This window comes from Collinsella aerofaciens (assembly GCF_902501475.1).
Taxonomy (GTDB): domain Bacteria; phylum Actinomycetota; class Coriobacteriia; order Coriobacteriales; family Coriobacteriaceae; genus Collinsella; species Collinsella aerofaciens_AL.
In genome coordinates, this window is record NZ_CABWIF010000055.1 from 54980 (window position 1) to 79725 (window position 24746).

Genomic DNA, 24746 nt, shown 5'->3' on the forward strand with positions numbered 1-24746 from the left:
TGTTTCCTAACAAGGAGTAACTGATATGGGTCTGATTCAAAAGAAGGACGAGAAGGACGAGATCGACGGCATCCAGATCATCGAGCGCGGCGAAGGCCCCGACGGTGATGAGGACGAGAAGATCGACCTGGTCGCCGGTACGTCTGCCGAGCACATTGCCGCCGGTACGACGGCCGAGGAGGAGGACGCCCGACTGGAGGCTCAGATTGCCGCGGATGCCGCTGACGAGAACCTCATGCCCGAGGAGCAGGACGAGGGCGACTCCGATGAAGACGACCATGCATCCAAGCACAAGAAGACGATGATTGCCGCCTTTGTGGTTGCCGTCGTGATTGCTGCCGTGGTCGGCTTCTTTATCGGCAACGGTGGTTTTGGCGGCAAGGGTGTCGGCTCGTCGACCCTGACCGAGGACCAGCTCGATTCGACCGTGGCAAGCTACAGCTACAACGGCAAGAAGAGCGACATCACTGCGCGCGAGGCCATCGAGAGCCAGTACAGCCTTGATACCGTCAAGGATAGCGATGGCAACTACACCGCTCCTTCTGCCGACGTCATCCTGTCCTACGTGCGCAACAAGATCCTGCTCGACGCTGCCGAGGACGAGGGCATCACCGTCTCTTCTAAGGAGATGAAGAAGTACGCCGAGGATTCCATCGGCACTTCGGACTACAAGACCATGGCCAAGCAGTATGGCGTGTCCAAGGACCAGGCCAAGCAGATCGTCCGCCAGTCCGCGACGCTGCAGAAGCTCTACAAGAAGAAGGTGGGCGATAGCTCCGCGACCATGCCGACCGCTCCGACCGAGCCTTCTGACGGCAACGAGGAGACCGCGAGCAAGGACTACGCCGACTACATCATCAACCTTGCCGGCGACGAGTGGGATAGCGAGAAAGGCACTTGGAAGGACGCCGATGGCACCTACGCTAAGGCGTTCGCCGACGATGCCTTTACGGCCGATAGCGCGACCTATAAGCAGGCCATGACCGCCTATTACACTGCCTACCAGCAGTACTCTTCGCAGGCTTCGAGCGCCAGCTCCAAGTGGACCGAGTACGCCAACGGCCTGTACGCCAAGGCCAACATTAGCATCTACGGCCTGTTTGCGTAAAGATTGCCTGAGCTTTCGAGTACGAAGCCGAAATATCTGATGAAGCCCCCTGGAACGGACATCGTTCTAGGGGGCTTGTTGCGTTGTAGGAAAGGGCGGGGAAGAGAGTGGTAGGGGAGGGGTTTTATATACAAATTCTTGAAGACTTTATTCACGTAAAGTGAAAACGATTTCGGCCAAACTGGTAGTAACAATGTGGTACCACTGTTCATCTGGTAGTAACCAATTTTGAGACGAAATCGAATGGAAATTGCTAAGAATTAGTTTGATAACGAAAGAAATGCATCATGTCTACCTGCGGAAATTACCGTTTACGGGCTAAAAATAACCGTTTGGCAACGATATAGTAATTTGAACGAAATGTGGTGGACGTTTGAATTGAGTGTGTGCTACCGTACATACCAGCAACCCCAAATAGGGACTGGGTTGTCTAAGTTTGCGCATCAATGCCGGCAAGCGGAGAAGCCGGTATGCACAAGGCGCGGACATGGAACTCGTTGGTGAACAACGAAAGAAAGGTTGGAGGAGATACCATATGATGAAGTACCTCCAGAAGCTCGGCAAAGCGCTGATGCTTCCCGTCGCGGCGCTTCCCGTCGCAGGTATTCTTATGGGCGTGGGCTACCTGCTCGCTCCCGCAGTCATGGGTGCTGCCGGTGACACTACCGGTTTTGCCTATACCGCCGGCTTCCTGCTCATCAAGGCAGGCGGCGCTCTTATCGATAACATGGCCTGGCTGTTCGCAGTCGGCGCCGCTGTCGGCCTTGCCGACGATCACGATGGCACCGCTGGCCTCGCTGGCCTCGTCGCTTTCCTGATGATCCAGCAGCTCCTGAGCCCCGCTGTTGTTGGCACCATTCGTGGTATGGACGCCGATGCTCAGACCGCTTGGCTTGCCACGACCGAGGGCATCGCGTTCTCCAAGATCGCTGGTAACTCCTTCATCGGCATCCTGTCCGCCGTCATCGGTGGCACTTGCTACAACAAGTTCAAGGACACCCGTCTTCCCGACTGGTTGGCCTTCTTCTCCGGCAAGCGTTGCGTCGCCATCATGACCGCCGTCATCTGCATCGTCGTCTCCGTCGTCCTGCTCTTTGCTTGGCCGCTCATCTTCGGTGCTCTTGTTGCTCTTGGTGAGGGTATCGCCGCCATGGATGGTATCGGCGCTGGCATCTACGCCTTCCTTAACCGCCTGCTCATCCCGACTGGTCTGCACCACGCACTCAACAACGTGTTCTGGTTCGACACCATCGGCCTGGGCGACCTGACCCACTTCTGGGCTGGCGAGACCTCCGCTGACGTCAAGTGGAGCCTCGGTATGTACATGTCTGGCTTCTTCCCCTGCATGATGTTCGGTATCCCGGGTGCTGCCCTGGCTATGGTTCAGACCGCTAAGAACAAGAAGGCTGCTATCGGCCTGGTTGTCTCCGCTGCCATCTGCGCCTTCGTCTGCGGCGTCACCGAGCCCTTCGAGTTCGGCTTCATGTTCCTGTGCTTCCCGCTCTACGTCGTGTACGCTGCCCTGTACGGCATCTTCACCATCATCACCTACTATGTTGGTTTCCGTGCTGGCTTCTGCTTCTCCGCTGGTGCTACCGACCTCCTGTTCTCCTCTAGCCTCCCGGCTGCTGCCAACACCTGGATGATCATCCCGCTGGGCATCGCTGCCTTCGTGGTCTTCTACCTCGTGTTCCGCTTCGCCATCACCAAGTTCAACCTCATGACCCCTGGTCGCGAGGATGAGGATGTCGAGGAGACCTCCGCTCCCGCCGCTGCTGGCGACGAAAAGTTCGCCGCCCTGGCCGCCGCTGTTCTCGCTGCCGTCGGTGGCAAGGAGAACGTCAAGACCGTTGACTGCTGCGCTACTCGCCTGCGCTTCGAGCTCGGCGATTCCGCTCTGGTCGACGAGGCTGCCTGCAAGAAGGCTGGCGCTCTGGGTGTCATGAAGATGGACAAGGGTGCTACCCAGGTCATCATCGGCACGCAGGTCCAGGCTGTTGCCGAGGAGCTCAAGAAGCTTCTCTAAGCCTTAAAGACGTATCTGTCTTACAAAGGGTCGTCCCGCTCCGCGGGGGCGGCCCTTTTTGCTACTTCAATGCTTGATGCAGCGATGTGATTGGTATTACAGTGCGCAGGCTATCAACCGGCAAACAATATTGAAATATGCTGGTTGACCTGCTGTTATTCCATTCAAACTGCTATAGTACGTGGTGTCTGGTTACAACCAATTTCGAGTCATTTATCCGGCAGGTATCATTATGGCAATGGGAGCGCGCAAACAACCTCTGTACGATCAGCTCGTCGATTTGCTGACCGATAAAATCGATCACGAACTTCGACCAGGTGACTATTTGCCGTCTGAGCGTGACCTGTCGGAACGCTATGGGCTCTCGCGTACGACGGTTCGTCTTGCCCTGCAGGAGCTTGAGCGTCTGGGCTTGGTGGTTCGTCAGCGCGGCCGTGGAACCATGGTGTGCGACCGCTCTCTGCAAACGGCAAACCTCACGCAGACCTATAGCTTTACCGAGCAGATGAAGGCGATCGGCCGTGTGCCCAAGACGACGATTCTTGAGTTTACCGAGGTCGAGGCTGACAAGAATATTGCCGTAGAGATGAATGCGCGCCTGGGCGAGCGTCTGTACAAGATCAAACGCCTGCGTATTGCCGATGGTGTGCCGCTGATGATTGAGTGTACATATCTGCCGAGTCGCAAGTTCTTTGCGCTTAAGCGCCCCATGATTGAGAACAAATCGCTGTACGACATGATCGAGCAGGACTTTCACGAGAAAGTTCGCGTGGCAGAGGAAGAATTCTACGCGAGTATCGCTCGCCATTCCGACGCTCGTCTGCTCGAGATTGCCGAAGGAGCACCGGTCCTGGATTTGATTCGCACCACATATGACATGAACAACGAGGTCATCGAGTATACGCGTTCGGTTGCGCGTGCCGACCAGTTTAAGTACAAGGTCTACCACAACCGCGCAGTCTAGAGTTATTGGGTATAAACGGCTTGGCGTGTTTTGCGGCGGGTGCAAAATATACCAAGCGGTAGAAGGCAACGAACAATCGCTCGAATTAACAATGCAGTGGTTTTTGATCCGCCCTAAAATGCACTGCGGGTACGGGAGCATAGATGAGCACGTATGCTATCAAGGCCGACAAGTTCTTTTTGCCGGCGGGGCCGCAGCTGGGCGGCTACCTCATGGTCGAAGACGGCGTCTTTGGCGTTTGGCAGGCCGATGAGCCCGCTTGTGAGATCAAAGATTATTCGGGTACATGGATTGCGCCGGGCATGGTGGACACCCATATCCATGGCTTCTATAACCATGCCACGACCGATAACGATGCCGAGGGCATCAACATCAGCTCGACCGAGCTCGCACGTCGTGGTACCACCAGCTGGCTTCCTACGACCTTTACCGACGGCGTGGAGCAGATCAAGGACGCCTGCGCCGCCATTGCACAGGCGGACGAAGAGCGTGGCCCCGAGTTCTGTGGTGCCCGTATTCAGGGCATCTACCTGGAGGGTCCGTTCTTTACCATGAAGCACGTGGGTGCCCAGAACCCCGCCTTTTTGATTGACCCGTCCGAGGAAATTTTTGACGAGTGGCAGGAGGCCGCCGGTGGTCGTATCGTCAAGAGCGCTATGGCGGCCGAGCGCGATGGCGCTGCCGCTTACGCCGCGGCTCTGAGCGCCAAGGGCGTCGTGACCTGCATTGGCCACTCCGATGCCACCTATGATGAGTGCGCCGCCGCCATCAATGCTGGCGCCAGCTGCTTTACGCATACCTATAACGGCCAGCGTGGCCTCCATCACCGTGAGCCCGGTGTTGTTGGCGCCGCTATGACCACGCCCAACACCTATGCCGAGATCATCTGCGATGGCAAACATGTGAACCCTGCTGCTATCAAGGCCCTGCTGCAGGCCAAGGGCTGGCAGCACACGGTGCTGATTACCGACTGCCTGGGTTGCGGCGGCATGCCCGAGGGCAAGTACACCAGCGGTGGCATGGATGTCATTATGAAGGACAACCTTTGCTGGCTCGCCGATGGCTCTGCTATCGCCGGCTCGGTGCTCACGCTCGCACAGGGCGTCAAGAACATCGTTGACTGGGGTCTTGCGAGCGCCGATATCGCAATTCGCATGGCGACCGAGGTGCCCGCGCGCTCTGCTCACGTTGAGGATAAATGTGGCAGCATTATGCCTGGCCGCGATGCCGATTTTGTCGTGTTTAATCCCGACCTTACCCTGGTCGAGACGTATGTGGGTGGCAACAGCGTCGGTAACGCGTTTGCCGAGTAGCCGCCAAAGAAACGATCCGAGAGGGGATTTAGATGATTTACGGTGCATTGGGCGATATCGAGGAGTACCGCGGAATGCTCAAGGGCCTCGACGTGCTGATCGACTGGCTCGAGGAGAACGATCCGGCGGAGCTCGAGGTCGGCAGCCATCAGATTCTGGGCGACAAGGTCTTTGCGAACGTCATGGCTCCCACGACGCGTCCCGAGGCCGAGGCCCACTACGAGACGCATCAGCGCTATCATGACTTGCAGATTGACGTCGAGGGCCGTGAGGCCTTTAAGGTTGCCACGGGCAGCCTGACGCTGGTCCAGGAGTTTGACGAGAAGGACGACTACGACCTGGTCGATTCCGACGCTTCGATCGCCGGCGATCTTGCTGACGACAAGTTTGCGCTGTTTGTCGCCGGCGAGCCTCACATGCCCACGCTCGAGTTCCCGGGCGATGGCGCACAGCCGGTCAAGAAGATCTGCTTTAAGCTGCTTGCAGACGCTTACTGGGAAGAGTAGCGCGCTGCTCGGCTGAACTGTTCGTCTGATGGCGTGATTCCCTTGAGGAGCGCGCTTGAGCCCCGCTGATCGCGGTTCCTTTGGGGATTGCGGTTGGCGGGGCTTGTTGTTGAGTAGGGGAGTTGCCGGCGGCGTTGTGCTTGCATTGGCGCATGCGCACTCAAAATCGGCAACAAAAAAGCCGCCCGAAGGCGGCTATCTTGTGCAATGGAGCCAGCGACCGGGCTCGAACCGGTGACCCCCGCTTTACGAGTACGTGAATTCGGCATTTGACGAGATGAAGCCAATTTCACTGAATTTAAAAGAAGCGCAGGTAAAAATAGGTAATTAGCAATTATCGAGCTAGCTATTAGAATCATATTTCCCACTCTTTTCACACTTAGTGAGACTTGAAAGTGTGAAAAGTTTCGATTAGGCTTGCTGGCAAAGCCTTTAAAGCTTTGCCAGCAAGCCTAATCGAAAATCTAACGAGGGATATGATTGCAGGGATTGATAAAAAAGACCGCTCGCGGCACATCGGAATGCATCGATAAGAGCAAAGGCGTCTATCGGATTTATTTCTCCCTGGGAAAAGATCCGGAGACAGGACGGTACCGCCGTAGTCCGTCGCGCAGGGTTCACTGCAGAAGTAAGAACCCGAAAAACTGGCCGAGCGAAGTCGCCAAGGCGTTGGAAGCCTATAGAGCTGAGCTCGAGGGTGCTTCCAGCCGGGACAATGCTCCTCTGGGCCTATCGGATTATGCGGACAGGTTTCACGCGAACAGGGAGTCGACCATGGGATCACCTCTTGCTTATGAGCGTGAAGGTTTGGACATTCGTCACATACGCGAGCTGTTCGGCAATCCCGATCTCACTCGGCTTAAATCGGATGACGTTCGCGCTGCTTATGCCAAGGCTAGAAAAGAAGGCCGGTTCAGCGAAAGTGAAATTCGCCGCATCCACATCAAGCTCAAACAGGTAATGGAGGATGCCGTCGATAACGACCTTGTGGGCAAAAACCCTTGTAGGGGAGTGAAACTGCCCAAGCAGAATGTCGAGGCTCGTAAGGCGCTGAGCGCCGATGAGGCGGCAAGGCTTCTTGCGGTCCTTTTGGAGGAGAAGCCATCTTCCTTTATCACATGCACAATGCTTCTGCTTCTCTGCGGTTTGAGGAAGGGAGAGGCCCTTGGTCTCTCATGGGAGGATTATGACCCCGACGCCAAGACTCTGAGGATAGTAAAGCAATATACGAACGACAGGACATTGAGGCCGCCCAAATCAAAGATGAGCAGGCGTAAGATCTCGGTTGGAAATGAACTTGCCGACTATCTAGACAGGTGGAAAGCCATTCAGCGGAGTGAGTTCGATTCCTTTGCAGTGGGGCAGACTGGAGAAACGCCCATTGTCCATTCCATTGGGGTCGTTGACGCCGCTAACGGCAAACGGGCTCTTGTGACCCGGATGGATGGACATAACTATTCAAGGGCGTTTAGGCTGTTTGCGGCGAAAAACGGCTTCGGTACTTTTGAGGAGAGCAGGGAAGTCATTGGGAGTGACGGCGTCAAACGTACCCGCTATACGGGTTATAGCGGGCTGAAGCCTCATGAGCTTAGACATACGCAAGCGACTTTGCTCGTTGGTGCCAATGCGGACATTAAGACGATCCAGGCACGTTTGGGCCATGCTAGCCCATCGACGACGCTGTCTATCTATAGCCACTTTATTGAGGCAAACGATCAGAAGGCAGCATCAGTGCTGGACAATCTGCTGAAAGGTTAAAAAAGAGGCCCTTGTGGGCCTCTTTTTCTAATCGACATTGTTTCGGTAAATCATTGCGCCATATGGTGGCTCTAGTTCCATTGACTGATAGTAGCTGGCATCTAGAAGGTTGAAATAACAAATGATGGGGGCGGCTAGGTGCTCGTCCATATTTAGGTAATGTCCCTCATCATCTGTGACCAGTTTGACCTCGTCGCGCATTACGTCGGTCATGCGGGGCCAGAGTTTGGTTGCGCGCTGCAATTTGTCCTTTTGACTGTACTCTCCGTTATGGAAGAAGGCAAAATGAGGCGCATCGTATTTTGCGCCGCCGCGAATTTCGATAATTCCGACCTGGCTGCAAGAATTCGCGCATTCCTCTGTTTCCAATAAAGTCCAAGAGGAGGGGAGGACAGCGTAATCGCCGCCGAGGAGATCGACCCGTCGCATTCCCTGGGGCCTCTCCTCTTTCTCGCAATATAAAGAGAAATGGTCGTGGAGCCTCTGGAATTGCTCTCGATAAAGTTCCAATTGACTAAAACTCATTTCTTCTGATCCGTCTACGGGAAGAGCCTTCATTTCATTGGTGATTTGCCGAGCTTCCCTGAGGCACGCCTCATCGAGGGCCCTGGCGACCCTTGGCTGCAACCCCGTGAGCAGGTTGCATAGATAGTCGATAGCCTCGCCGGTGCTTCTGACTGATTCGGGGTTCTTGAGGCGAAGCTCTTCGATTTTCTCCGGGGTCGTCGCCTGAACAGTTGTTCCGAACTTAATTTTCCGCATCTTACTTCCGGATAATGGTAAACGTCCCATAACCACTCCAATCATCGTTGTATATATATTAAATCAGTCAGACAATTAAGTCTATACAGTCAGAAAGTGAATTAGAAATTAGAACTGTAACTAGATATGATTGTGCAACAGACAGTGTTACAATATAAACAGTAAGCGCCTGACCAGCTTGTTTGAAAGGAGTTATTTTGTTTTCGGTCATTGATTAAAAAGCCGCCCGCCCTTCCCTATCTAAGTTTGGCGACGAAGGGGGAGGGGCGAGCTAGCCTGAAAGGATTCTACCATGATTGTAGAGCCTGAACCGTACGCTGCCGTACAAGCATCACCTGCGGTTTCAGTAAATCCCAATTTGGGACATGAGCGCCTTCTTGGGATTTCTGACGTAAGCCAGATGACTGGGCTTAGCCCGGTCACTGCCTCGAAGTTTATGAAAGAGAGCGGGCGTGCGATCGCATTGCATCGTCGCGTTTACATTCTCGAATCCAGCCTTTTTGCTTACCTCCATGAACTGGAGGTGAGCAAACCATGCCGCTAGTGAAGTCCATGAACGATGGCTTGGATAAGACCGCCCTTGCTATTCTAAGCAATAAGCCCCTTGGGCATATTGAGCACCGTGCGCTCGATGCTCTTCTCGGCGGCGTGCGCCAATATCTGTGCATTGTGCCGGGTGGTCCTGGTACTGGCAAGACTACCTTTATGCATCAAGTTGGAGATTGCTGGGCTATTGCTGGCCATCCGGTTGTAATTTTCGAGGGCGAGCTCGCCCGTGCGAGTATGCTCGCGAAGAGCTTGACCCGCATTTCCGGCGGTGAGCTTACGTATGAGGATATGTACAGTGGTGATATGTCCGTAGAAAAACGTGAGCAATTTGACAGGTCGGTCGATGTCTATGCACGCAGCATTGCCGAACGCATGTTTATTATTTCAGGCGAAATTAAAAACGCAGGAATGCGGAAGGCAATTGAAGAGGTTGCCGATAAATATGGTGAACCGCCTCTAGTCATCGTCGATTACGCGCAAATCGTCTCCTTGCCGCAAGAGCTGCGCATTGCGGATGAGCGAATCGGGCTTAAACTCGTTGCATCCGAACTTCGACGGATTGTAGACGAGGTACATTGCCCGCTGTTCGCAATTTCATCCATTAATAGAACTAACTACGACAAGCAGACCACTGGGCTTCAGGCGATTGGTGGCTGTAATATGTTCGAGTATTCGGCAGATTTGGTAATGTCACTTTCCATCAAAGGCGATAGGCCTGAGGAGAGGAATGCCAATATGCTGCTCAAAAAGCGGCCGGTTGTAGCCTCGATCACTAAAAACCGATACGGGTCATGCGGTGTCGTTGAGTTCGAATTCGACGCTCCGGCCGCAACATTTACGGAAATCGGCTAATTATGGAGCCCGGGCTCTGCATCGGCGGGTACCGGGCGCCCAATCCATGCCTATCGTCCGACGAGCTCGAGCGCGCCGAGAACGAGGATCTTCCCTCGTTCTCGGCGGAAGAGCTTATTTGGGAGCGAAGGCGCTTGCTCGATGCCCTCGATTACTATGAGGAGCATTGGCAACCGTACTGCGTGTACCTTGGCACTTTACCCGGGGTTCCCTTTGATGTTTGGGCAAGGGTGAGAATTGAGCGCATCGGTAGGATGCTCCAAGCAATTTCAACTAAATAAAGGTGGCGGGGCCGATGTATCGACCCCGCTCGGATTGGATGGTTATGACTTCCATGAATACGCACATCAACGTGCGAATGAATGAGGTTCAGCGTAAGGCGATCGAGGAGAAGGCGGCGACCATGAATATGCCGGCGTCTACCTTCATGCGTGACGCCGCCCTGCTCTGCGGCGAGAAGCCGGTCAGGGTCGCCGATACGGGGGAGCTTGCCGGCATCAGGACCGAGCTGAAAAAGATCGGCACGAACCTCAATCAGGCGGTCCGCGCCCTCAATACCTACGGCCCCGACCCGGTGGTCCTCAACAACCTCAACCGGGCGACTTCAATCGTTTCAACCTCGGTGAGTTGGGTCAACGATCTGCTCGCCCGTGCGAGAGAGTAGGTGGTTCATGTGAAGGAGAAGCTGGTCATGGCGCTGATTTTCGCCGCACTGCTTACCGCCGGGTTTGCACCTCTTGTTGCCATTCCCCTCGATTGCGTGATCCTCGGACTTCCAATCGAGCTCAGCTCAATCGGATTCGCCCTGAGCGTGGATAGCATCATCTGGTGGTGGGCCAACGTGGCACCTCACTGCATCCCGGGCTGCCTTGCCTCGTTTGCCCTGTTCTTGTTGGTATTCATGCTCATGCAGCTATCGGCTTCCTCGAAGGAGCGGGCCGCCGATGGAGGCGTGCTCGGAGAGGCGCGGGTGAAATCGGGGCCTGAGACCATCCAAGGCTCGGAGATTTGGGATGGGCACGGACAGCCGAAAAACAGGGGATTCGTGTACGGTTTTGAGAAGACGTTGTTCGGCTCCAAGTATCTGTTCGAGCCGAGGCGACATATGTTTCTCGACGGCTCAACGGGCGCTGGAAAATCCAGGGCACTTCTGATTCCAACAATCGATCTGCTGACGTATGGGGCGGATGACGGGGAATCAAGCCCGCAGACCATCATCGTGTCTGACGTGAAGAGTGAACTCATCGAGTTAACGGGCGACGAGCTGGAGCGCCGCGGATACCGGGTGCTTCTGCTGGATGCCCAGCATCCCGAGAGGAGCGACACGTTCAATCCCCTGGAGATGGTCGATAGGCTTGCGAGCGGGGGAGACCTGCCGGCGGCGGAGCAGGCCGCGGACGCCGTCGCCCGTACGCTAATCGCGGGGGAGGCCGATGCGAAGGCGACCCACTGGACGGAATCCGCGCGGTCGCTGCTGGCGGCGACGATCCTTCTGACCGTACTGGACGAGGGCTGCCCGCGGAGTTGCAGACACCTCGCAACGGTCTACCACATCATATGCCTGGGGACGGAGGGTGCCGGCGAGGACCCGTGCGAACCCCTGAAAGGCCTGTTCCGCTCCCTGCCGCAGGGGCACCCGGCCCGCTCGCGCGCCTCGCAGTTCATCTCGAGCGGCGGCAACGAGCTGAGGAGCATCGTCTCCACCCTGAAGGTCAACCTGAGGATTTATGCGTCGGCGCCGATTGCGCGCATGACCTCGGGCAACGATATCGAGCCGGGGAGAATCCTGGGCGAGAAGACCGCGCTATTCCTCCATGTGATGGACGAGGGCTCTCCCTACAACGCGATCGCGGCGGTCCTGTTCGAGCAGCTCTATTCCGCTGTGTATTCCATCGCGGACGCATCCGGCGGCAAGCTGCCGAGGCCCGTGTCCATCCTCGGTGACGAATGGGGGAACCTGCCGAAGGTCGAGTGCCTGCCGAGCCTCCTCAGCCTCGGGCGCTCGTACGACCTGTTCTGGATGGGTGCGGTCCAGAATATCTCCCAGCTCAACAAGTATGGCGAGCGCGACGGACGGAAGAAGATCCTGGCGAACTGCGGCGTCAAGGTCGCCATGAAGCTGGGCGAGGCCGAGGACCGCCAGTATTTCACCGAGCTTGTCGGGAAGACGACACGGCACACCATGGGAACCAGCTCGAGCAGGGGGCCCTCGGGCGGCACGGGGTCAACATCCTACAGCGAGCATGCCGACGACCTGATCCACCCCTGGGAGTGGACGGAAATGTCCCCCGACAAGGACGGCGTGATCGTGGTGAAGACCGCGGAGAACGGCGTGGGCAGGGGCCATGCGGGATGTTTCCGGGCGCCCGTCTGCGATTGCACGCGGATGCCGACGAAAGGGCATTTCGACCTGGGGACGCGCGAGCACGAGACGGCCAAAAGGATGGAATACCAGGCCAGGCTGGTATCGAGGCGGGCGGGCCGGACGGACGGCGTCGATCTGTGGGCCCCCGAATTCGAGGAAGGGCCCGCGGAGGCGCCTGCTTCCGATGGATGGTCCGGCCTCTTCGTCGACTGACGGTGGACTTCGAGGGGAGTCGAAAGATGACCGCAATCAAGCAGACGAGCGTCATGAGCAGGGAGCACCTCCGGAACCTCAGGCGCTATTTCGATTGGGACAGGGAGAAGGTCCTAGACCACGATACCCAGCACATCGTCAACGAGGGCCGCTGGTTCGAGGAGATGGATGCGACCCGGGAGGCGGCCGGGCACAACCGGCCCGGGAAGCAGGGCGCGAGGTGCACGTACATGCAGCATCAGGTGATCGGTTTCAATCCGGATGAGTGCTCCTGCAACGGCGGGCCGATGACGCCTTCGCGCTGCATGGAGTATGCGAGGGACTATATAGCCAGGCGCTATCCCAACCAAGAGATCGTGATCGTGCTGCACGAGGAGAGGTGCAAGTCGGACGGCTCGGCCCGATTCGCCGCCCACCTCGCAATCAACAGGACGGACCTCGAGACGGGGCGGCGCCTGAACGACGGGCCGGCGAGGGCGGCGGCGAAATCCCGCGTGGGGACGGTGAGGGACCTCGATGCGGAGTACGGCCTGAGGCAGCTCGAAAGGGGCCTCTCGAACTCGCGGGTGCACGCGCGCCAGCCCGGTCGCGAGGAACGCGAGATGGCAAAGAAGGGGCGGTCCGGCAAGTCCGAGAACGCAAAGGTCCGGGCGATCATCGCCCAGAGGGCGGAGGAGGTCGGGAGGCTCAAAAACTGCCCCGATCGCTTTGGGGAGTTTGCGAGACTGCTGGAATCGGACGGGATCGAGGTCGCCCGCTCCAAGCGGGGGGCGCTGCAGTACCGCTACCACTCGAAGTCCCTCGGCAAGACGCGGAAGATCAACGGCGCGAGGCTCGGCTACGCCGTCAACCGCTCGACCGGGCGGATCATGAGGTTCACGGCAAGGGGGATCGACCTTGCCATGCGGGCGGCCTGGGAGCTCGCCCGCGAGGGCGCGGATGACGGAAGGGGCAGGGATTGATTTTTGTTACCGTCAATGGGAAATCGGTCAATTGCGCTACTGTAAATTACCCAACGGAGTCACTCCGTTTACCCAACTTCGACAACGCCGCCCCAACCGCCCTACGGCCCTCTCTTCCTCTCCGCCGGGGCATCCTTGAGCCTGTAGGACCTACCCGTGATGCGCACCATGTGGCGGTAATGGAGATTGCAGCGTGAAGCGATGTTTCAGGACGCGTCGGTCTACATGGCCGGCGTGTCTTTGTGTCCGATTGTCCGTGCGGGCTGTAGAAACCGTTCCGTGGCCACGTGCGAAAAGCCACTCGTTGTCTCGCGGCTACACAATGTCCATTGCGCCCCGATACCACACGACCACACCGATAATGCGAACACGTCTACGATCCAGAATGAGGTCGGGTGCAGTCGAGTCATAGCTGTGCGTCGAAAGCATGATCGTGTTGTTTCCCATGCTGTACCTGCGAATCAGCACGCGGACGGCGTCGATGGTCGCCACCACCGTACAGCCGTTGTATGGCTTCACGTCTGGGTCGACCAGCAGCAGCGTGCCTTGGGGATACAGCAGCGTCATGTCCTTGTTGTTCATCTGCACGTACGCGGCGTGCAGATGCCTCTCTGCTATGTCGGAGGGGGTGAGCGTGGCGCCTACGCTTTGCAACGAGGTCCCATTTCCCGATCGCTTGATTCGCAGGATGGGAAACGCGTCGCGAGTTTGCGGGTTCAACCCCTCGCCCTTGGCGGAGCGTAGGGCCTCTCGTGCGGCAAGTCCTATGCTGTCGCTTAAGATGTCGTCTTCCGTCACACCGTACAGCTTGACCATCTTTTGGATATGTCTCGGTCGAATCGCCGTACGGTTTTTCTCCCATCGGCATACGGTTTCTTTTGCAACACCAAGGTCGCGGGCAAATTCGGCCTGAGTGAGCCCCAGCTGCTCGCGCAGGAGAGCTATGTTGCTTCCCTTGTCCATTAGTCCAGCTCGCGAACAAGTGGCATGCACAGGCAGCTGGGGCCACCAAACCCGCTCGTCAACTCGTCGAGGGAAGTCTCTATGAGGTCGAAGCCGGCTCGTGCGAGCTTGCGGTTCATGATGGCGTTGTTGGCCGAGACGCACAGCTTATTGGGGGAGAGCACGAGGGTTTCCACGGCGGCTCCCTCTACGGTCCTGTTGAAGCTTGGGGTTTCGCACGATATTGTTCGCACGCTGGGTACATCGGCAACCAATGCCAACAGCTGGTCCAGGTCGCAGTCGAGCGATACGACCGTGCAGGTGCCTTGCTTGCGGCCGCGTTCAATCTTGTATGCGTGAAGGTTCTCGCCGATGGCACGGTCGACCACGAAGGTCTCGGGGCCGATACGGTTGAGGTACGTATCTAGGTGGATGCGCGTACCGTTCTCTTCCACCTCGACGACGTACACGGTGTCGACGGTGCTTTGCGGGTTCCAGAGCAGCGAGGCCGCGAGTACATCGATCGCCGCCGCTTCGGTGCGTTGCGACATGCCCACGAGCACGGTCTTCTCGTCCATGTTGAGGATGTCTCCGCCCTCGATATGGAAGGAACTCTCGGGCTCGAACCACAGGGGAGTGTCTTTAAACATGGGATGATGGCGGAAGACGACGGTGTGGAGCGTGGCCTCGTGGTTGCGATCGTTCCAGTACATGTGGTTGCAGCATACGCCGTTGCCCACGACCACAGACGGGTCGCGGGCAAAGAACAGCGTGTTCATGGGGTTGACCATGAGCCCGTGGGGATTGAAGCCCATGCCGACTGCCTGCGCGAGCGAAGAAGTCGCCGTGGGTAGGTCGAGCACGTCCTCGTAGCGCATGCCGGCGAGCATCATGTTTACCAGATTTGTTGCGGATGTAGCCTTCTCAAGATAGGCACGCAGGGCGCCTAGCAGCTCGTTGCCGCTCACGCTGCAGGTGCTGAGGAACGACTCGGTCAGCTCGCGCCGTGCCTGCTCGTCATGCTCGACGGTTTCGATCACGAGGTCCTTAAGGTATACAACCTCTATGCCGCTGTCCTCGAAAGCTTTAACCAGGTTGCGGTGCTCTTCGATCGCCTTGTCGTAGTCGAAGCTCGTGCGTGTGGGGCGCAGCGCGAAGACGCTGCTGAACTCATCGGACGTAAAGCTCGTCGTCTCGATACCGGGGGAGTGGACCAGGACCTTTTTGAGCGTCCCCGTTTCGTTGACGACGTGCAGTGCGTTTTGCATACCTATCTCCGTACCTCGTGCATCTGTATATAGGCACTGTAGCGCAATGCCATACCGTAATGTTGCCTAGTGCTGGTTAATTGACATTATATATCAATCGTTATTTTGCGTATTGACGTTTAACATCAACCTAGCTGACGCTTGCCGCCGCAAACGGTGCCATCGGGCGCAGTGCGTGCGGCGCGTGTGACGCGATGTCCAACAATGGACTCACGTCAAACAGGCGCTGCGGCGCCGTGGATAGAAGCAATAAGGAGAAGACATGGCTGAAGAAAAGAAGAAGTTCCAAGTGCCTCATGTCTACACCATCATCTTCGCGTTGATGGTGGTGTTCGCGGCCCTCACGTGGCTCGTCCCCTCGGGTGCCTTCGAGCGAACCGAGGTCGCGGGTCGTGAGGTCACCGTGGCCGGTACCTATCAGGAGGTCGACAAGGTCTCCGTCGATGAGGACGGTGCGACCGTCGATCTTCGCCAGGGCGTCTTCGACGTTCTGCAGGCTCCCGCGGTCGGTATCCAGCAGGCCGTCGAGGTCGTCGCGTTCATCCTCATCGTCGGCGGTTCCTTCCAGGTAATCACCGCGACGGGCGCCATTACCAACGGTATGAGCCGTGTGGTCAGGCGTTTCGAGAAGCGCGACATCTTGATCATCCCCATCTGCATGGCGCTGTTCGCGCTCGGTGGCACCACTTTCGGCATGGCCGAGGAGACCCTGCCGTTCTTCGCCATCTTCCTTCCCATCATGATGTCCATGGGGTTCGACTCGATGACCGCCTTCATGGTCGTCTTCGTCGGCGCCCGTATCGGATACATCGCCTCGACCATCAACCCCTTCAGCGTCCTTATCGCCCAGGGCGTCATCGGTATCCAGGGTAACCCCCAGCTGTGGCTGCGCATGATTGCCTTTGTGGTCCTCACCATCGTGGGCATCGCCTGGGTCACTATGTACGCCCGCCACGTCAAGAAGAACCCCGAGTCCTCCATCACCTACAAGGACGACTTCGCCAAGCGCGAGGAGTTCTCCGTCAACGATAACGCGCTGGAGGTCGAGTTCACCGGTCGCCAGAAGGCCATCCTGGCTATCTTCGTCGCCGGTATGTGCGCCATTATCTGGGGTCTCGTCACCCAGGGTTGGTACATGAACGAGATTGCCGGCATCTTCCTGGCCATGGGCCTGCTCTCCGGCATCATCGGCGGCATGAACGAGGCCACCATCGCCAGTGAGTTCGTCGCCGGTATCAAGGACTTCGCGTTCTCCGCTATCGTCGTCGGCCTCGCCCGCGGCATCCTCGTCATCGCCAACGACGGCATGATCATCGACACGATTCTCAACGCCATGGCCACGGGCCTGGCAGGTATCCCTCCCGTGCTGTTCACCACCATCCTGTACGCCGTGGACAACGTGCTTGCCATCCTCGTCCCCAGCTCCTCGGGGATTGCGGCCCTCACCATGCCCATCTTCGGTCCTCTGACCGAGCTCATGGGCCTCAACCCCGAGGGTGCCGTTACCGCGCTTTCTATGGGTGGGACCACCATGTCCCTCATCTGCCCCACGAGTGCTATCCTCGTCGCCGGTCTGGGCGTCTGCAAGATCTCCCTCGGCCAGTGGTGGAAGACGGCATGGAAGTTCTTCCTCGTCGTCACTGTTATCAACCTCGTGTTCGTATCCGTTTCCAGCATGCTCCCCGTCGTGGGGTAGCGTGTAACGTTCAGAAAGGTTAGTCAACATGACAACAATCAAGGGACTTAACGTCCACAGCGAGATCGGCCAGCTCAAGCGCGTCATGGTCCACCGTCCGGGTAAGGACCTGGTTAACCTGCGCCCCGAGGACTTCGAGAAGGTCTGGATCCACGACGCTTTCGATCTCGACTGGGCTCAAAAGGAGCATGACGCCTTCACCGACCTCCTGCGCGGCGCCGGTGCCGAGGTTCTCTACATGGAGAAGATGCTTGCCGAAACCATGGACCTCGTACCCAGCGCACGCGGCGAGTTCTTCGAGAAGTTCATCTCCGAGGCGAATATCGCCAACCCCACGCTCGAGGCCGTCGTACGCGAGAAGCTCTCGTCCATCAAGGACAACTACGAGTTCGTGCTCGCCTGCATGGGCGGTCTGTACTATCGCGACCTGGACATCCCGGCTACCTCTGCCTCTCTGTCCATTCTGGACTCCGAGGACGCCAAGCCCGAGGACCTCGTGGTCTACCCGCTGCCCAGCTCCTACTTCTCCCGCGATCCTCTGGCGGTCGTAGGCCACGGCGTATGCCTCAACAAGATGTACTGGCCCCAGCGCAACCGCGAGACCATCTTCTACGGCACCATCCTCGCCAACCACCCCGACTACGCAGGTACCCCCGTATGGTACAACCACGATTCCAAGTACCACATTGAGGGCGGCGACATCCTGAACATCAACGGCAAGACGCTCGCCATCGGCATCTCGCAGCGCACCTCTCCCGAGGCCATCGACGAGCTCGCTCAGAACATGTTCTGGGGTGAGGTGCCTTCCGAGATCGAGGCAATCTATGCCATCAAGATCCCTTACGGCTACGCCTTCATGCACCTCGACACCGTCTTCACCCAGGTCGACTACGACAAGTTCACCGTCTACCCCGGTATCTTCGACTGTCTCAAGGTCTACCGCCTTACCCGCGGCGCCAAGCCCGGCGAGATCGCCATCGAGGAGATCGACGACACCCTCGAGCACATTCTCGAGGCTGCTACCGGTGTGGACAAGGTTACCTTGCTCGAGTGCGGTGGCGGCGATCCTATCGAGGCCTCCCGCGAGCAGTGGAACGATGGTTCCAACACCCTGGCTGTGGCGCCCGGCAAGGTTCTCGTCTACGAACGCAACAAGGTCACCAACGACCTGCTTTACAAGGCCGGTGTCGAGTTGCTCGTCGCCCCCTCCGAGGAGCTCTCTCGTGGCCGTGGCGGTCCCCGCTGCATGACCATGCCCTTCGAGCGCGCCGATATCTAGTTCTCAATTTCCCCTCCGCACGCCAGGCAACCAATCCACCCGGCGTGCGGGCTCCTCAAACCATTACCGAAAGGAACCATCATGGGTGTAAGCCTCTCCGGTCGCCACTTCCTCAAGCTCCTCGATTACACCACCGAGGAGATTGAGTACCTGCTCGCTCTCGCAGCCGACTTCAAGAACGCCAAGCGTATGGGTATGCCCCACAAGTACCTCGAGGGCAAGAACATCGTCCTGCTGTTCGAGAAGACCTCCACGCGCACCCGCTGCGCCTTCGAGGTCGGCGCCATGGACCTCGGCATGGGCGTCACCTACCTCGAGCCCGGCTCCTCCCAGATGGGCAAGAAGGAGTCCATCGAGGATACCGCCCGCGTCCTCGGCCGCATGTACGACGGCATCGAGTACCGCGGCTTCGAGCAGGAGAAGGTCGAGTGCCTCGCCGAGAACGCCGGCGTGCCCGTGTGGAACGGCCTGACCACCGAGTTCCACCCCACCCAGGCGCTGGCCGACATCCTCACCATGCGCGAGGAATTCGGTGACACCAAGGGCCTCAAGCTCACGTTCTTCGGCAAGCACGCCGGCAACGTGGCCGACTCCCTCATGATCATCTGCGCCAAGCTCGGCATCAACTACTGCTCTTGCGGCCCCATCGCCACCGGCGAGGGCGCAACCTCCTACGATCCCGAGTTCCTGGCCGAGTGCGAGCGCATCGCCGCCGAGAACGGCTGCACCATCACCGTCACCGATGATGTCGAGGAGGGTGCCCGCGACGCCGACGTCATCTACACCGACGTCTGGGTCGGCATGGGCCAGCCCGCAGAGCTTTGGAAGAGCCGCATCGCCCTCATGAGCCCCTATCGAGTGACCTCCGAGGTCATGGCCATGGCCAAGCCCACAGCCATCTTCATGCACTGCCTGCCCTCGTTCCACGACACTAACACCACGGTCGGCAAGGAGATTGCCGAGCAGTTCGGCGTCACCGAGATGGAAGTCTCCGACGAGGTCTTCGAGTCCAAGCAGTCCCGCGTCTTCCAGGAGGCCGAGAACCGCATGCACACCATCAAGGCCGTCATGTACGCGACCCTAAAGTAGGTTGGGCATCAAGGCACCGTAAGAAAGAACTGTAAATATTGCTGCGCTGAGCGATGTTTCGAGACGCGTCGACCCCGATGGCCGGCGCGTCTTTTTGCGCTTGGGTGATCATGCGAGCTTTCATATCTGGGGTCCGTGCAACAGCCGGCAAGGCTGTTGCACGGCTCTGCGGGAGCGACTTCGGAGCGGTCCGCACATCCCGGCTTCGGTCGGGCAAGGTATTCCGTTGCACGGAATACATATCTTGCATGGCCCGTGTAACGGAAGCCCATGCGGGCGGAGTGCAACGGGGCAGGTGAGCGGAGGCGCAGTGATGGCGACCCATGGGGAGCCATCGAGCGGAGCCGGAGCGAGAGCCGGCGTGCCGTGACACGGCGGGTCGATCGCGAGTTGAAGCCGAGCGATTGTCCCGCCGTTCACGGCCCGCCGGCGGCGGTCCGGGGTTCCAAGGGGGCACGTCCCTTTGGCGCGCAGGGGTCCGGGGATGGCGCGAGGCATCCCCGCGAAACGCCGCGAGGGGCACGCCGTCGCCGGCGTGCCCGTGCAGGTGGCGGTCCGATGCTATTCCGACCCGGCCGTGTATACCGTCCGGCCCGTCTCGCAGTCGATAGTCTCGGCGTCCCCGAAGCCGACCCGGACGGTAGCCCATCCGCCGGCGCGCGCCAACGCGTCGGCCTCGGACGTCGCGGCGGCGACGAGGCGCCCGAGCTCATCCGAGCCCGCCGGCGCGGTCCCCACCTCGAACGCGCCGCCGTCGCCGCCCGACTCGTACTCGACGACGACCGTCGAGCCGAGAGCCTCCTCGAGGGTCTCTCTCAGGCCGCCCATGCCGTCGAGGGCGTGCCCGGCGACCGTGGCCAGCGGGTAGCGGGCCATCCCGGACGCCGCCGAGCGGCCGGCCCTCCGGACCGCGCCGGCGGCCTCGAGCGCCTCGAGGAGCGCCGCGGGCACGTCGGCGTCGATGGCGATGTTGCCCTGCCCGCGGCACCACTCGGCCGCCGCCGGCACGCTCGCCGTGAGCACGCCCCACTCGGCCATGTAGCCCTCGGAGTGTGGGTCCGTGGCGTCGAGGAGGAGGACGGCCAGGCCGCCGCCCACGTACCCATCGGCCACGAGGGCGAGGCGGACCGCCTCGCCCATGGAGTCGAACTCGACCGTGACCATGCGGCTATCTCCTCCTGACGGCGCTGAGCGGCTTCGGGGAGAAGTGCTCGTCGCGCTCGACGGCGGCGAACCCCATCTGGCGGTTCAGCTCGGCCATCTCCTTGATGCTGAAGTAGCCGAGCTCGTCGTCGTAGCCCTCGACGAGGCCGAACGCCTCGTCCGTTCCGTCGAACTCGAGCAACCACCAATCCCATCCGTTCACGCACGAGAAGTAGTGGGCGTAGACCGTGGGGTCCTCCGCCCCGTCCTGCCCGTAGAGCCTCGGCGCCGTCTTGGCGATTTCCTCGGTCATCAGCTGCTGCATGTCTTCCTCCGTTCCGGGCACGTGGCCCCTAGACTCTCGCCCCTGCGCGCAGAAGCGAAGCGCTGCGTCGGCGGCGCTTGCTTCTGCTCCTGCAGAAGCCGCACCGGAGCGGAGCGGGGTCAAGGGAGGTCCACGGCAATCCCCACCATTCGTATCGAAGAGGAGAATTGTGGACGATTCCGTGGGCCCCCTTGAGGCCGCGCAGCGGAGGTGCAACCCGGTCGCGGAGCCGTGGGCATATCCCGGCGGATGCCGAACTGTAGCTGTTGCTACGTTTTATTTGCCGCTATCGAGTTAATACGCTCTATAAATGTCGCTATGTGGCATTTGTCTATGTTCGTGAATCTAATGAAAGGGAAACGGCGCCCTTATCCAGGAGCGCCGTTGATGCCCATGGGCTATTCAGGTTAGTTGAGCTATCGGTTCGTAAAGGTGGCGATCTCGCCAATCATTAGTTCAACGGGAATATCGAGGCTGCCCGTATCGATTACGACGGCGAGCCTGGCTGAGTCTTCAGGATCGGACCATTTGACAAATACTGGGCGCCAAGCGAATCGGTAGCCGGCGATGGATAGGTACTTTCCATCGCCGGCGGGCGCCGAATCGAGCGTCAACCATGCTTGGTGGTCGCCGATTTTGTCAATTAAATCTGGCAAGCAGGGGATTGATTCTGCGTCGATTACGATTGCCATTGGCTGCTCCGATTCTGTCTTACACAAAGGATCGTTTTATCGGCATCTAGTGATAGTTGTTTGCGAAGGGGCCGTAGAACAGGGCTTTGCAGTCGACGTCATCGTAGTTCTCGATGGCATTCTGGACGTCTTCTCGCAACAGGTTGAGAACACGATACTCTCCGTTGCCCATATCGCCCACAAATTGGACTTGCTTAAACACGTCGGGATATTCACGTAGGTAGGCAACATAGCCTCTGAGCTTGGCGAGCGTGTCGATGAGGAAATCACCGTGCGGATCGACGATTGACGGCTTGATCGCCCCGTCACTGTCCTTCACGAAAAAGAGGAAATCAGGGTGCAGGGCCTTGCGTCCCACCGATGACGAGTACGGAATCGAAAACGCCTTAGCCGACATGCTACCCGACGGGTTGCGATAAAAGGCGACAGTACGGCTCTTCGCCAACTCATTCTTAACGATAAAGTCTTCGACCGGATTCAGGTCGAGTGGGCAGAGACCGTCCTCCTTCTGCATGATATGGTGCGGATACTTGGCGAAGTTATCCGACGTGCTGGTAGATGTGGGCCACTCTATCTTTGTGAGGCGCTTGCCTTCGGTTTCACGAGCCAGTTCGTCATAACGCAGCTTTGCGGCGTCGTTGAGGTAGTCATAATCACCGGATCCGTCGACCTTGTCAAAGTAGGCCTTTCGGCAGTTTGCCGCCCAGTCCTCGAGCGCATTAACGATGGGCTGCGTGCGCACCGCAGCGGCAAGCCTCAGGTCGCACTCAGGGCGTCCAAGCTCCTTGAAGTTGGCGCGGCGATATGCCTGCGTGAACTCCTTCGTGAAGCGTATGTCGGCGTCGCGAGCGGCCTTCCTGAGGCCTTCTGCGTCCGTACGAGCCTCCTCCTGCTCCTGGTCCTCGGTCTCATTGAGCTTATCGAGCGTAATCTTGACGGTCTCAGCAACCTCGACTTCATGGCGTGCCTCGCGGTATTCGTCTTCGTTGGCAACGATATAGCCCTTGAGCTTCTGGGTGAACTGCCTATTCACGTCCGCTGCAGCGTTGACATCGAGACCGGTCTCGACGAGCAGGGTTGCCGTCTTAACCAAGCTCTGGAATTCGTTTCTGGCCTTCTTCGGAATTCGCTGCACGGGAATGGAGTCGAAGGCGGTGCGAATTCCCTCCCATTCGTCATGCGTGAAGGATTGCTCTCGCTTGTTTGGCGGCTCAGGCTTTGACATCGGGATAGGCTTCGCGACAGGCGCTGGCTGGACCGAATTGAAGTGCGCAATCTCTGACTCGGCGGGGCTATCGCCGCCAGCCGTGTCAGCTTGGGAAACTGGCTTCTCATTAAGGGGCAGATTGCCACAGCCTTGAACGGCGGAAACGAGCGATGGCTGGGCGCCCTGCATGTCCAGGGGCTCTTGGGTCGCAAAGCCCTCCAGCGATGACTGGTAGCCGGGTTGCGATTGACGAGCAGCCTCGACAGCCTTCCGGTTCTCCTCGTATGCCCTCAGCTCCTGCTGATATTCCTCATTGGTTTTTGGTTCGGCAGCAGTAATGGTCACGGGGTTGAGAACGATGTTCTGTTTGCCGATGGAGCTCTCGCCCATGTCGTCCTTGCGGCCCATGAGGTAGTCAACCACGTCCTGAGTGCTCTCGGGATTGAACTGGGGCAGGTAGCAGGCGACGGAGTTCAAAAGGTCATCGGATTCGATGCGCCGCGCAAGTGGGGTGCGTACCATACGCCCCACGAGCTGTGCGATATAGGTCGAGTCCGAACGCCTGCGCTGCGAGAAGATGACCTCCGCTCGTGGGCAGTCCCATCCGTTGGAGACGGCCTCCTTGGCGAAAAGTACGCGGACGCTTGAGGTGTCCTGAACGAACTCGGGCTCTACATAGCGGATGAGGTATTTTCCCGCCGCGATGTCCTTGTGCTCGCCGAAGACATTGGCAAACGACATCGCCTCGGAAAGGCCGGGGACTAAGCCCATGATCTGGTCGCACATCTCGACCAAGGCCGAGCCGCTCACGTTGTCAGCGGCCTGGATGAGCAGCAGGGGGTTGATGTAGCTCTCGCCCTCGCGGGCGCAGTACTCACCCCACTCGTTGCAAGCCAGGGCATAGCGCTCGCACGCCATAGTAAGGTATTGGTGCTCGACTGGATCGTCCTTCTCGGGCACGCGCAGCTCGATAATATCTTTAAGCAGGCCCGATTCCTGGACCTCGCGAGGGGTCACAGCGACCTTTGGCATGCGTACGCGATCGGCGCGCTGGTCCATAGCAGCTTCGAACCTCTGCGGCGTGGCAGAGACCCCGACGACGATGGGCATCGCCGCACGGCCGTCCAGGCCATCAATGAGGCTAGCGTAGATTGTTGCTGTGCCGCGCTCACTCGAGGCATTGGCTCCCAGGCCGCGGTGGGCCTCGTCTATGAACAGATAGAGGTTGCGCTCCGGGTCCCTAATGGTGCGGTCAAGGATGTCCCAAAATACGCGGCCGGAGTTGGCCTCACCGCCCTTGATGAGCAGGCCATTTTTGCTGAGTAGGTCCTTGCTAAGGAAATAGACGTGGCGCGGCTCGAGAATGTCGTGCGCGGCTCCGAAGTCGTTGGTAATCGTGACCAGATGGCGCCTGTCAAGGATGCTGTCTGCGAGCTTGTCCGCCACGTTGGAGAAACGCACGCTCGTCTGTTCGTTCAAGCTCGGGGAATCCGAGAGCCAAAGAACAACGGCATTCTCGTCGGGCATGAGGCTCAGATCGTCGTCTCCGAAGAAGAGCGCTTCGATCGTCGCTGCGCACATAACCGTTTTGCCCGACCCCGTGGGAGATGCGAGGCATATCGAGGACAGCTCGCCGTCCTGCTCGTAGCGTCGGCGCATCGACTGCAACTTGTTTGCCAGGGCCGCGACCGCACCGGCTTGGAAATCCTTAAGTTCGACTCTCATGT

General features: G+C 58.6%; 21 protein-coding genes. 14 read left to right on the forward strand and 7 right to left on the reverse strand.

Annotation, left to right across the window (positions count from 1 at the left end):
- Positions 1-25 precede the first annotated feature (25 nt).
- From GDJ93_RS08585 to GDJ93_RS08610, 6 genes are all read left to right on the forward strand, one after another.
- Entirely contained in the window at positions 26-1108 is a 1083-nt protein-coding gene (locus GDJ93_RS08585; RefSeq protein WP_152068482.1) for a hypothetical protein, read from the forward strand.
- A gap of 535 nt (positions 1109-1643) precedes the next feature.
- Positions 1644-3134 (forward strand): PTS transporter subunit EIIC, encoded by a 1491-nt coding sequence (locus GDJ93_RS08590; protein ID WP_152068483.1) that lies wholly within the window; start codon positions 1644-1646, stop codon positions 3132-3134.
- A 232-nt stretch (positions 3135-3366) separates the two neighbouring features.
- Positions 3367-4098, forward strand: coding sequence for a GntR family transcriptional regulator (locus GDJ93_RS08595; protein WP_152068484.1), 732 nt, complete (start codon positions 3367-3369; stop codon positions 4096-4098).
- A 143-nt stretch (positions 4099-4241) separates the two neighbouring features.
- The gene (gene nagA, locus GDJ93_RS08600; RefSeq protein ID WP_152068485.1) at positions 4242-5411 is read left to right on the forward strand and encodes an N-acetylglucosamine-6-phosphate deacetylase; all 1170 of its coding nucleotides are present in this window, start codon (positions 4242-4244) and stop codon (positions 5409-5411) included.
- Between the two features lie 32 nt (positions 5412-5443).
- On the forward strand, positions 5444-5917 hold the full coding sequence (locus GDJ93_RS08605) for a NanQ anomerase/TabA/YiaL family protein (RefSeq protein ID WP_152068486.1): 474 nt from the start codon (positions 5444-5446) through the stop codon (positions 5915-5917).
- A gap of 774 nt (positions 5918-6691) precedes the next feature.
- Positions 6692-7675 (forward strand): site-specific integrase, encoded by a 984-nt coding sequence (locus GDJ93_RS08610; RefSeq protein WP_152068487.1) that lies wholly within the window; start codon positions 6692-6694, stop codon positions 7673-7675.
- A 27-nt stretch (positions 7676-7702) separates the two neighbouring features.
- Here the strand turns inward: GDJ93_RS08610 and GDJ93_RS08615 are convergent, their stop codons facing one another.
- Positions 7703-8437, reverse strand: coding sequence for a hypothetical protein (locus tag GDJ93_RS08615; RefSeq protein WP_152068488.1), 735 nt, complete (start codon positions 8435-8437; stop codon positions 7703-7705).
- 292 nt (positions 8438-8729) lie between these two features.
- On the opposite strand from GDJ93_RS08615, the gene GDJ93_RS08620 reads away from it, so the two are divergent.
- From GDJ93_RS08620 to GDJ93_RS08640, 5 genes are all read left to right on the forward strand, one after another.
- Entirely contained in the window at positions 8730-8981 is a 252-nt protein-coding gene (locus tag GDJ93_RS08620; protein ID WP_152068489.1) for a hypothetical protein, read from the forward strand.
- The gene (locus GDJ93_RS08625) at positions 8972-9838 is read left to right on the forward strand and encodes a DnaB-like helicase C-terminal domain-containing protein (protein WP_152068490.1); all 867 of its coding nucleotides are present in this window, start codon (positions 8972-8974) and stop codon (positions 9836-9838) included. The genes GDJ93_RS08620 and GDJ93_RS08625 overlap by 10 nt, the downstream gene beginning before the upstream one ends.
- Positions 9839-10163: 325 nt before the next feature.
- Positions 10164-10502 carry a plasmid mobilization protein gene (locus GDJ93_RS08630; protein WP_193221506.1) on the forward strand — a complete coding sequence of 113 codons (339 nt, stop codon included), beginning with the start codon at positions 10164-10166 and terminating at the stop codon, positions 10500-10502.
- A 9-nt stretch (positions 10503-10511) separates the two neighbouring features.
- Positions 10512-12416, forward strand: a complete 1905-nt coding sequence (locus GDJ93_RS08635; protein WP_152068492.1) for a type IV secretory system conjugative DNA transfer family protein — start codon at positions 10512-10514, stop codon at positions 12414-12416.
- Positions 12417-12442: 26 nt separating this feature from the next.
- The gene (locus GDJ93_RS08640) at positions 12443-13378 is read left to right on the forward strand and encodes a relaxase family protein (RefSeq protein ID WP_193221507.1); all 936 of its coding nucleotides are present in this window, start codon (positions 12443-12445) and stop codon (positions 13376-13378) included.
- A 315-nt stretch (positions 13379-13693) separates the two neighbouring features.
- Here GDJ93_RS08640 and GDJ93_RS08645 read toward each other — a convergent pair whose 3' ends face one another.
- On the reverse strand, positions 13694-14341 hold the full coding sequence (locus tag GDJ93_RS08645; RefSeq protein WP_152068494.1) for an XRE family transcriptional regulator: 648 nt from the start codon (positions 14339-14341) through the stop codon (positions 13694-13696).
- Entirely contained in the window at positions 14341-15588 is a 1248-nt protein-coding gene (locus GDJ93_RS08650) for an arginine deiminase family protein (protein WP_152068495.1), read from the reverse strand. Before GDJ93_RS08650 ends, GDJ93_RS08645 begins: the two co-directional genes overlap by 1 nt.
- A gap of 262 nt (positions 15589-15850) precedes the next feature.
- On the opposite strand from GDJ93_RS08650, the gene GDJ93_RS08655 reads away from it, so the two are divergent.
- The 3 genes from GDJ93_RS08655 (at position 15851) to argF (ending at position 19652) form a co-directional block, all read left to right on the forward strand.
- Positions 15851-17284, forward strand: coding sequence for a YfcC family protein (locus GDJ93_RS08655; protein ID WP_152068496.1), 1434 nt, complete (start codon positions 15851-15853; stop codon positions 17282-17284).
- A 28-nt stretch (positions 17285-17312) separates the two neighbouring features.
- Positions 17313-18563: an arginine deiminase gene (locus GDJ93_RS08660; protein WP_152068497.1), complete on the forward strand. Its 1251-nt coding sequence runs from the start codon at positions 17313-17315 to the stop codon at positions 18561-18563.
- A gap of 81 nt (positions 18564-18644) precedes the next feature.
- Entirely contained in the window at positions 18645-19652 is a 1008-nt protein-coding gene (gene argF, locus GDJ93_RS08665; RefSeq protein WP_152068498.1) for an ornithine carbamoyltransferase, read from the forward strand.
- Between the two features lie 561 nt (positions 19653-20213).
- Here the strand turns inward: argF and GDJ93_RS08670 are convergent.
- The 4 genes from GDJ93_RS08670 to GDJ93_RS08685 form a co-directional block, all read right to left on the reverse strand.
- The gene (locus GDJ93_RS08670; RefSeq protein ID WP_152068499.1) at positions 20214-20816 is read right to left on the reverse strand and encodes a hypothetical protein; all 603 of its coding nucleotides are present in this window, start codon (positions 20814-20816) and stop codon (positions 20214-20216) included.
- 4 nt (positions 20817-20820) lie between these two features.
- Positions 20821-21120: a DUF2958 domain-containing protein gene (locus GDJ93_RS08675; RefSeq protein WP_055250300.1), complete on the reverse strand. Its 300-nt coding sequence runs from the start codon at positions 21118-21120 to the stop codon at positions 20821-20823.
- 416 nt (positions 21121-21536) lie between these two features.
- Positions 21537-21812, reverse strand: a complete 276-nt coding sequence (locus GDJ93_RS08680) for a hypothetical protein (RefSeq protein ID WP_152068500.1) — start codon at positions 21810-21812, stop codon at positions 21537-21539.
- A 46-nt stretch (positions 21813-21858) separates the two neighbouring features.
- Complete coding sequence (locus GDJ93_RS08685; protein ID WP_152068501.1) at positions 21859-24744, reverse strand: DEAD/DEAH box helicase; 2886 nt, start codon at positions 24742-24744, stop codon at positions 21859-21861.
- Between the last annotated feature and the right edge of the window lie 2 nt (positions 24745-24746).

Excerpts from the sequence above, each read along its gene's own strand:
- GDJ93_RS08585 (WP_152068482.1), top strand. The coding sequence starts at position 26 with ATGGGTCTGATTCAAAAGAAGGACGAGAAGGACGAGATCGACGGCATC.
- GDJ93_RS08590 (WP_152068483.1), top strand. The coding sequence starts at position 1,644 with ATGATGAAGTACCTCCAGAAGCTCGGCAAAGCGCTGATGCTTCCCGTC.
- GDJ93_RS08595 (WP_152068484.1), top strand. The coding sequence starts at position 3,367 with ATGGCAATGGGAGCGCGCAAACAACCTCTGTACGATCAGCTCGTCGAT.
- nagA (WP_152068485.1), top strand. The coding sequence starts at position 4,242 with ATGAGCACGTATGCTATCAAGGCCGACAAGTTCTTTTTGCCGGCGGGG.
- GDJ93_RS08605 (WP_152068486.1), top strand. The coding sequence starts at position 5,444 with ATGATTTACGGTGCATTGGGCGATATCGAGGAGTACCGCGGAATGCTC.
- GDJ93_RS08610 (WP_152068487.1), top strand. The coding sequence starts at position 6,692 with ATGGGATCACCTCTTGCTTATGAGCGTGAAGGTTTGGACATTCGTCAC.
- GDJ93_RS08615 (WP_152068488.1), bottom strand. The coding sequence starts at position 8,437 with ATGCGGAAAATTAAGTTCGGAACAACTGTTCAGGCGACGACCCCGGAG.
- GDJ93_RS08620 (WP_152068489.1), top strand. The coding sequence starts at position 8,730 with ATGATTGTAGAGCCTGAACCGTACGCTGCCGTACAAGCATCACCTGCG.
- GDJ93_RS08625 (WP_152068490.1), top strand. The coding sequence starts at position 8,972 with ATGCCGCTAGTGAAGTCCATGAACGATGGCTTGGATAAGACCGCCCTT.
- GDJ93_RS08630 (WP_193221506.1), top strand. The coding sequence starts at position 10,164 with ATGACTTCCATGAATACGCACATCAACGTGCGAATGAATGAGGTTCAG.
- GDJ93_RS08640 (WP_193221507.1), top strand. The coding sequence starts at position 12,443 with ATGACCGCAATCAAGCAGACGAGCGTCATGAGCAGGGAGCACCTCCGG.
- GDJ93_RS08645 (WP_152068494.1), bottom strand. The coding sequence starts at position 14,341 with ATGGACAAGGGAAGCAACATAGCTCTCCTGCGCGAGCAGCTGGGGCTC.
- GDJ93_RS08650 (WP_152068495.1), bottom strand. The coding sequence starts at position 15,588 with ATGCAAAACGCACTGCACGTCGTCAACGAAACGGGGACGCTCAAAAAG.
- GDJ93_RS08655 (WP_152068496.1), top strand. The coding sequence starts at position 15,851 with ATGGCTGAAGAAAAGAAGAAGTTCCAAGTGCCTCATGTCTACACCATC.
- GDJ93_RS08660 (WP_152068497.1), top strand. The coding sequence starts at position 17,313 with ATGACAACAATCAAGGGACTTAACGTCCACAGCGAGATCGGCCAGCTC.
- argF (WP_152068498.1), top strand. The coding sequence starts at position 18,645 with ATGGGTGTAAGCCTCTCCGGTCGCCACTTCCTCAAGCTCCTCGATTAC.
- GDJ93_RS08670 (WP_152068499.1), bottom strand. The coding sequence starts at position 20,816 with ATGGTCACGGTCGAGTTCGACTCCATGGGCGAGGCGGTCCGCCTCGCC.
- GDJ93_RS08675 (WP_055250300.1), bottom strand. The coding sequence starts at position 21,120 with ATGCAGCAGCTGATGACCGAGGAAATCGCCAAGACGGCGCCGAGGCTC.
- GDJ93_RS08680 (WP_152068500.1), bottom strand. The coding sequence starts at position 21,812 with ATGGCAATCGTAATCGACGCAGAATCAATCCCCTGCTTGCCAGATTTA.
- GDJ93_RS08685 (WP_152068501.1), bottom strand. The coding sequence starts at position 24,744 with ATGAGAGTCGAACTTAAGGATTTCCAAGCCGGTGCGGTCGCGGCCCTG.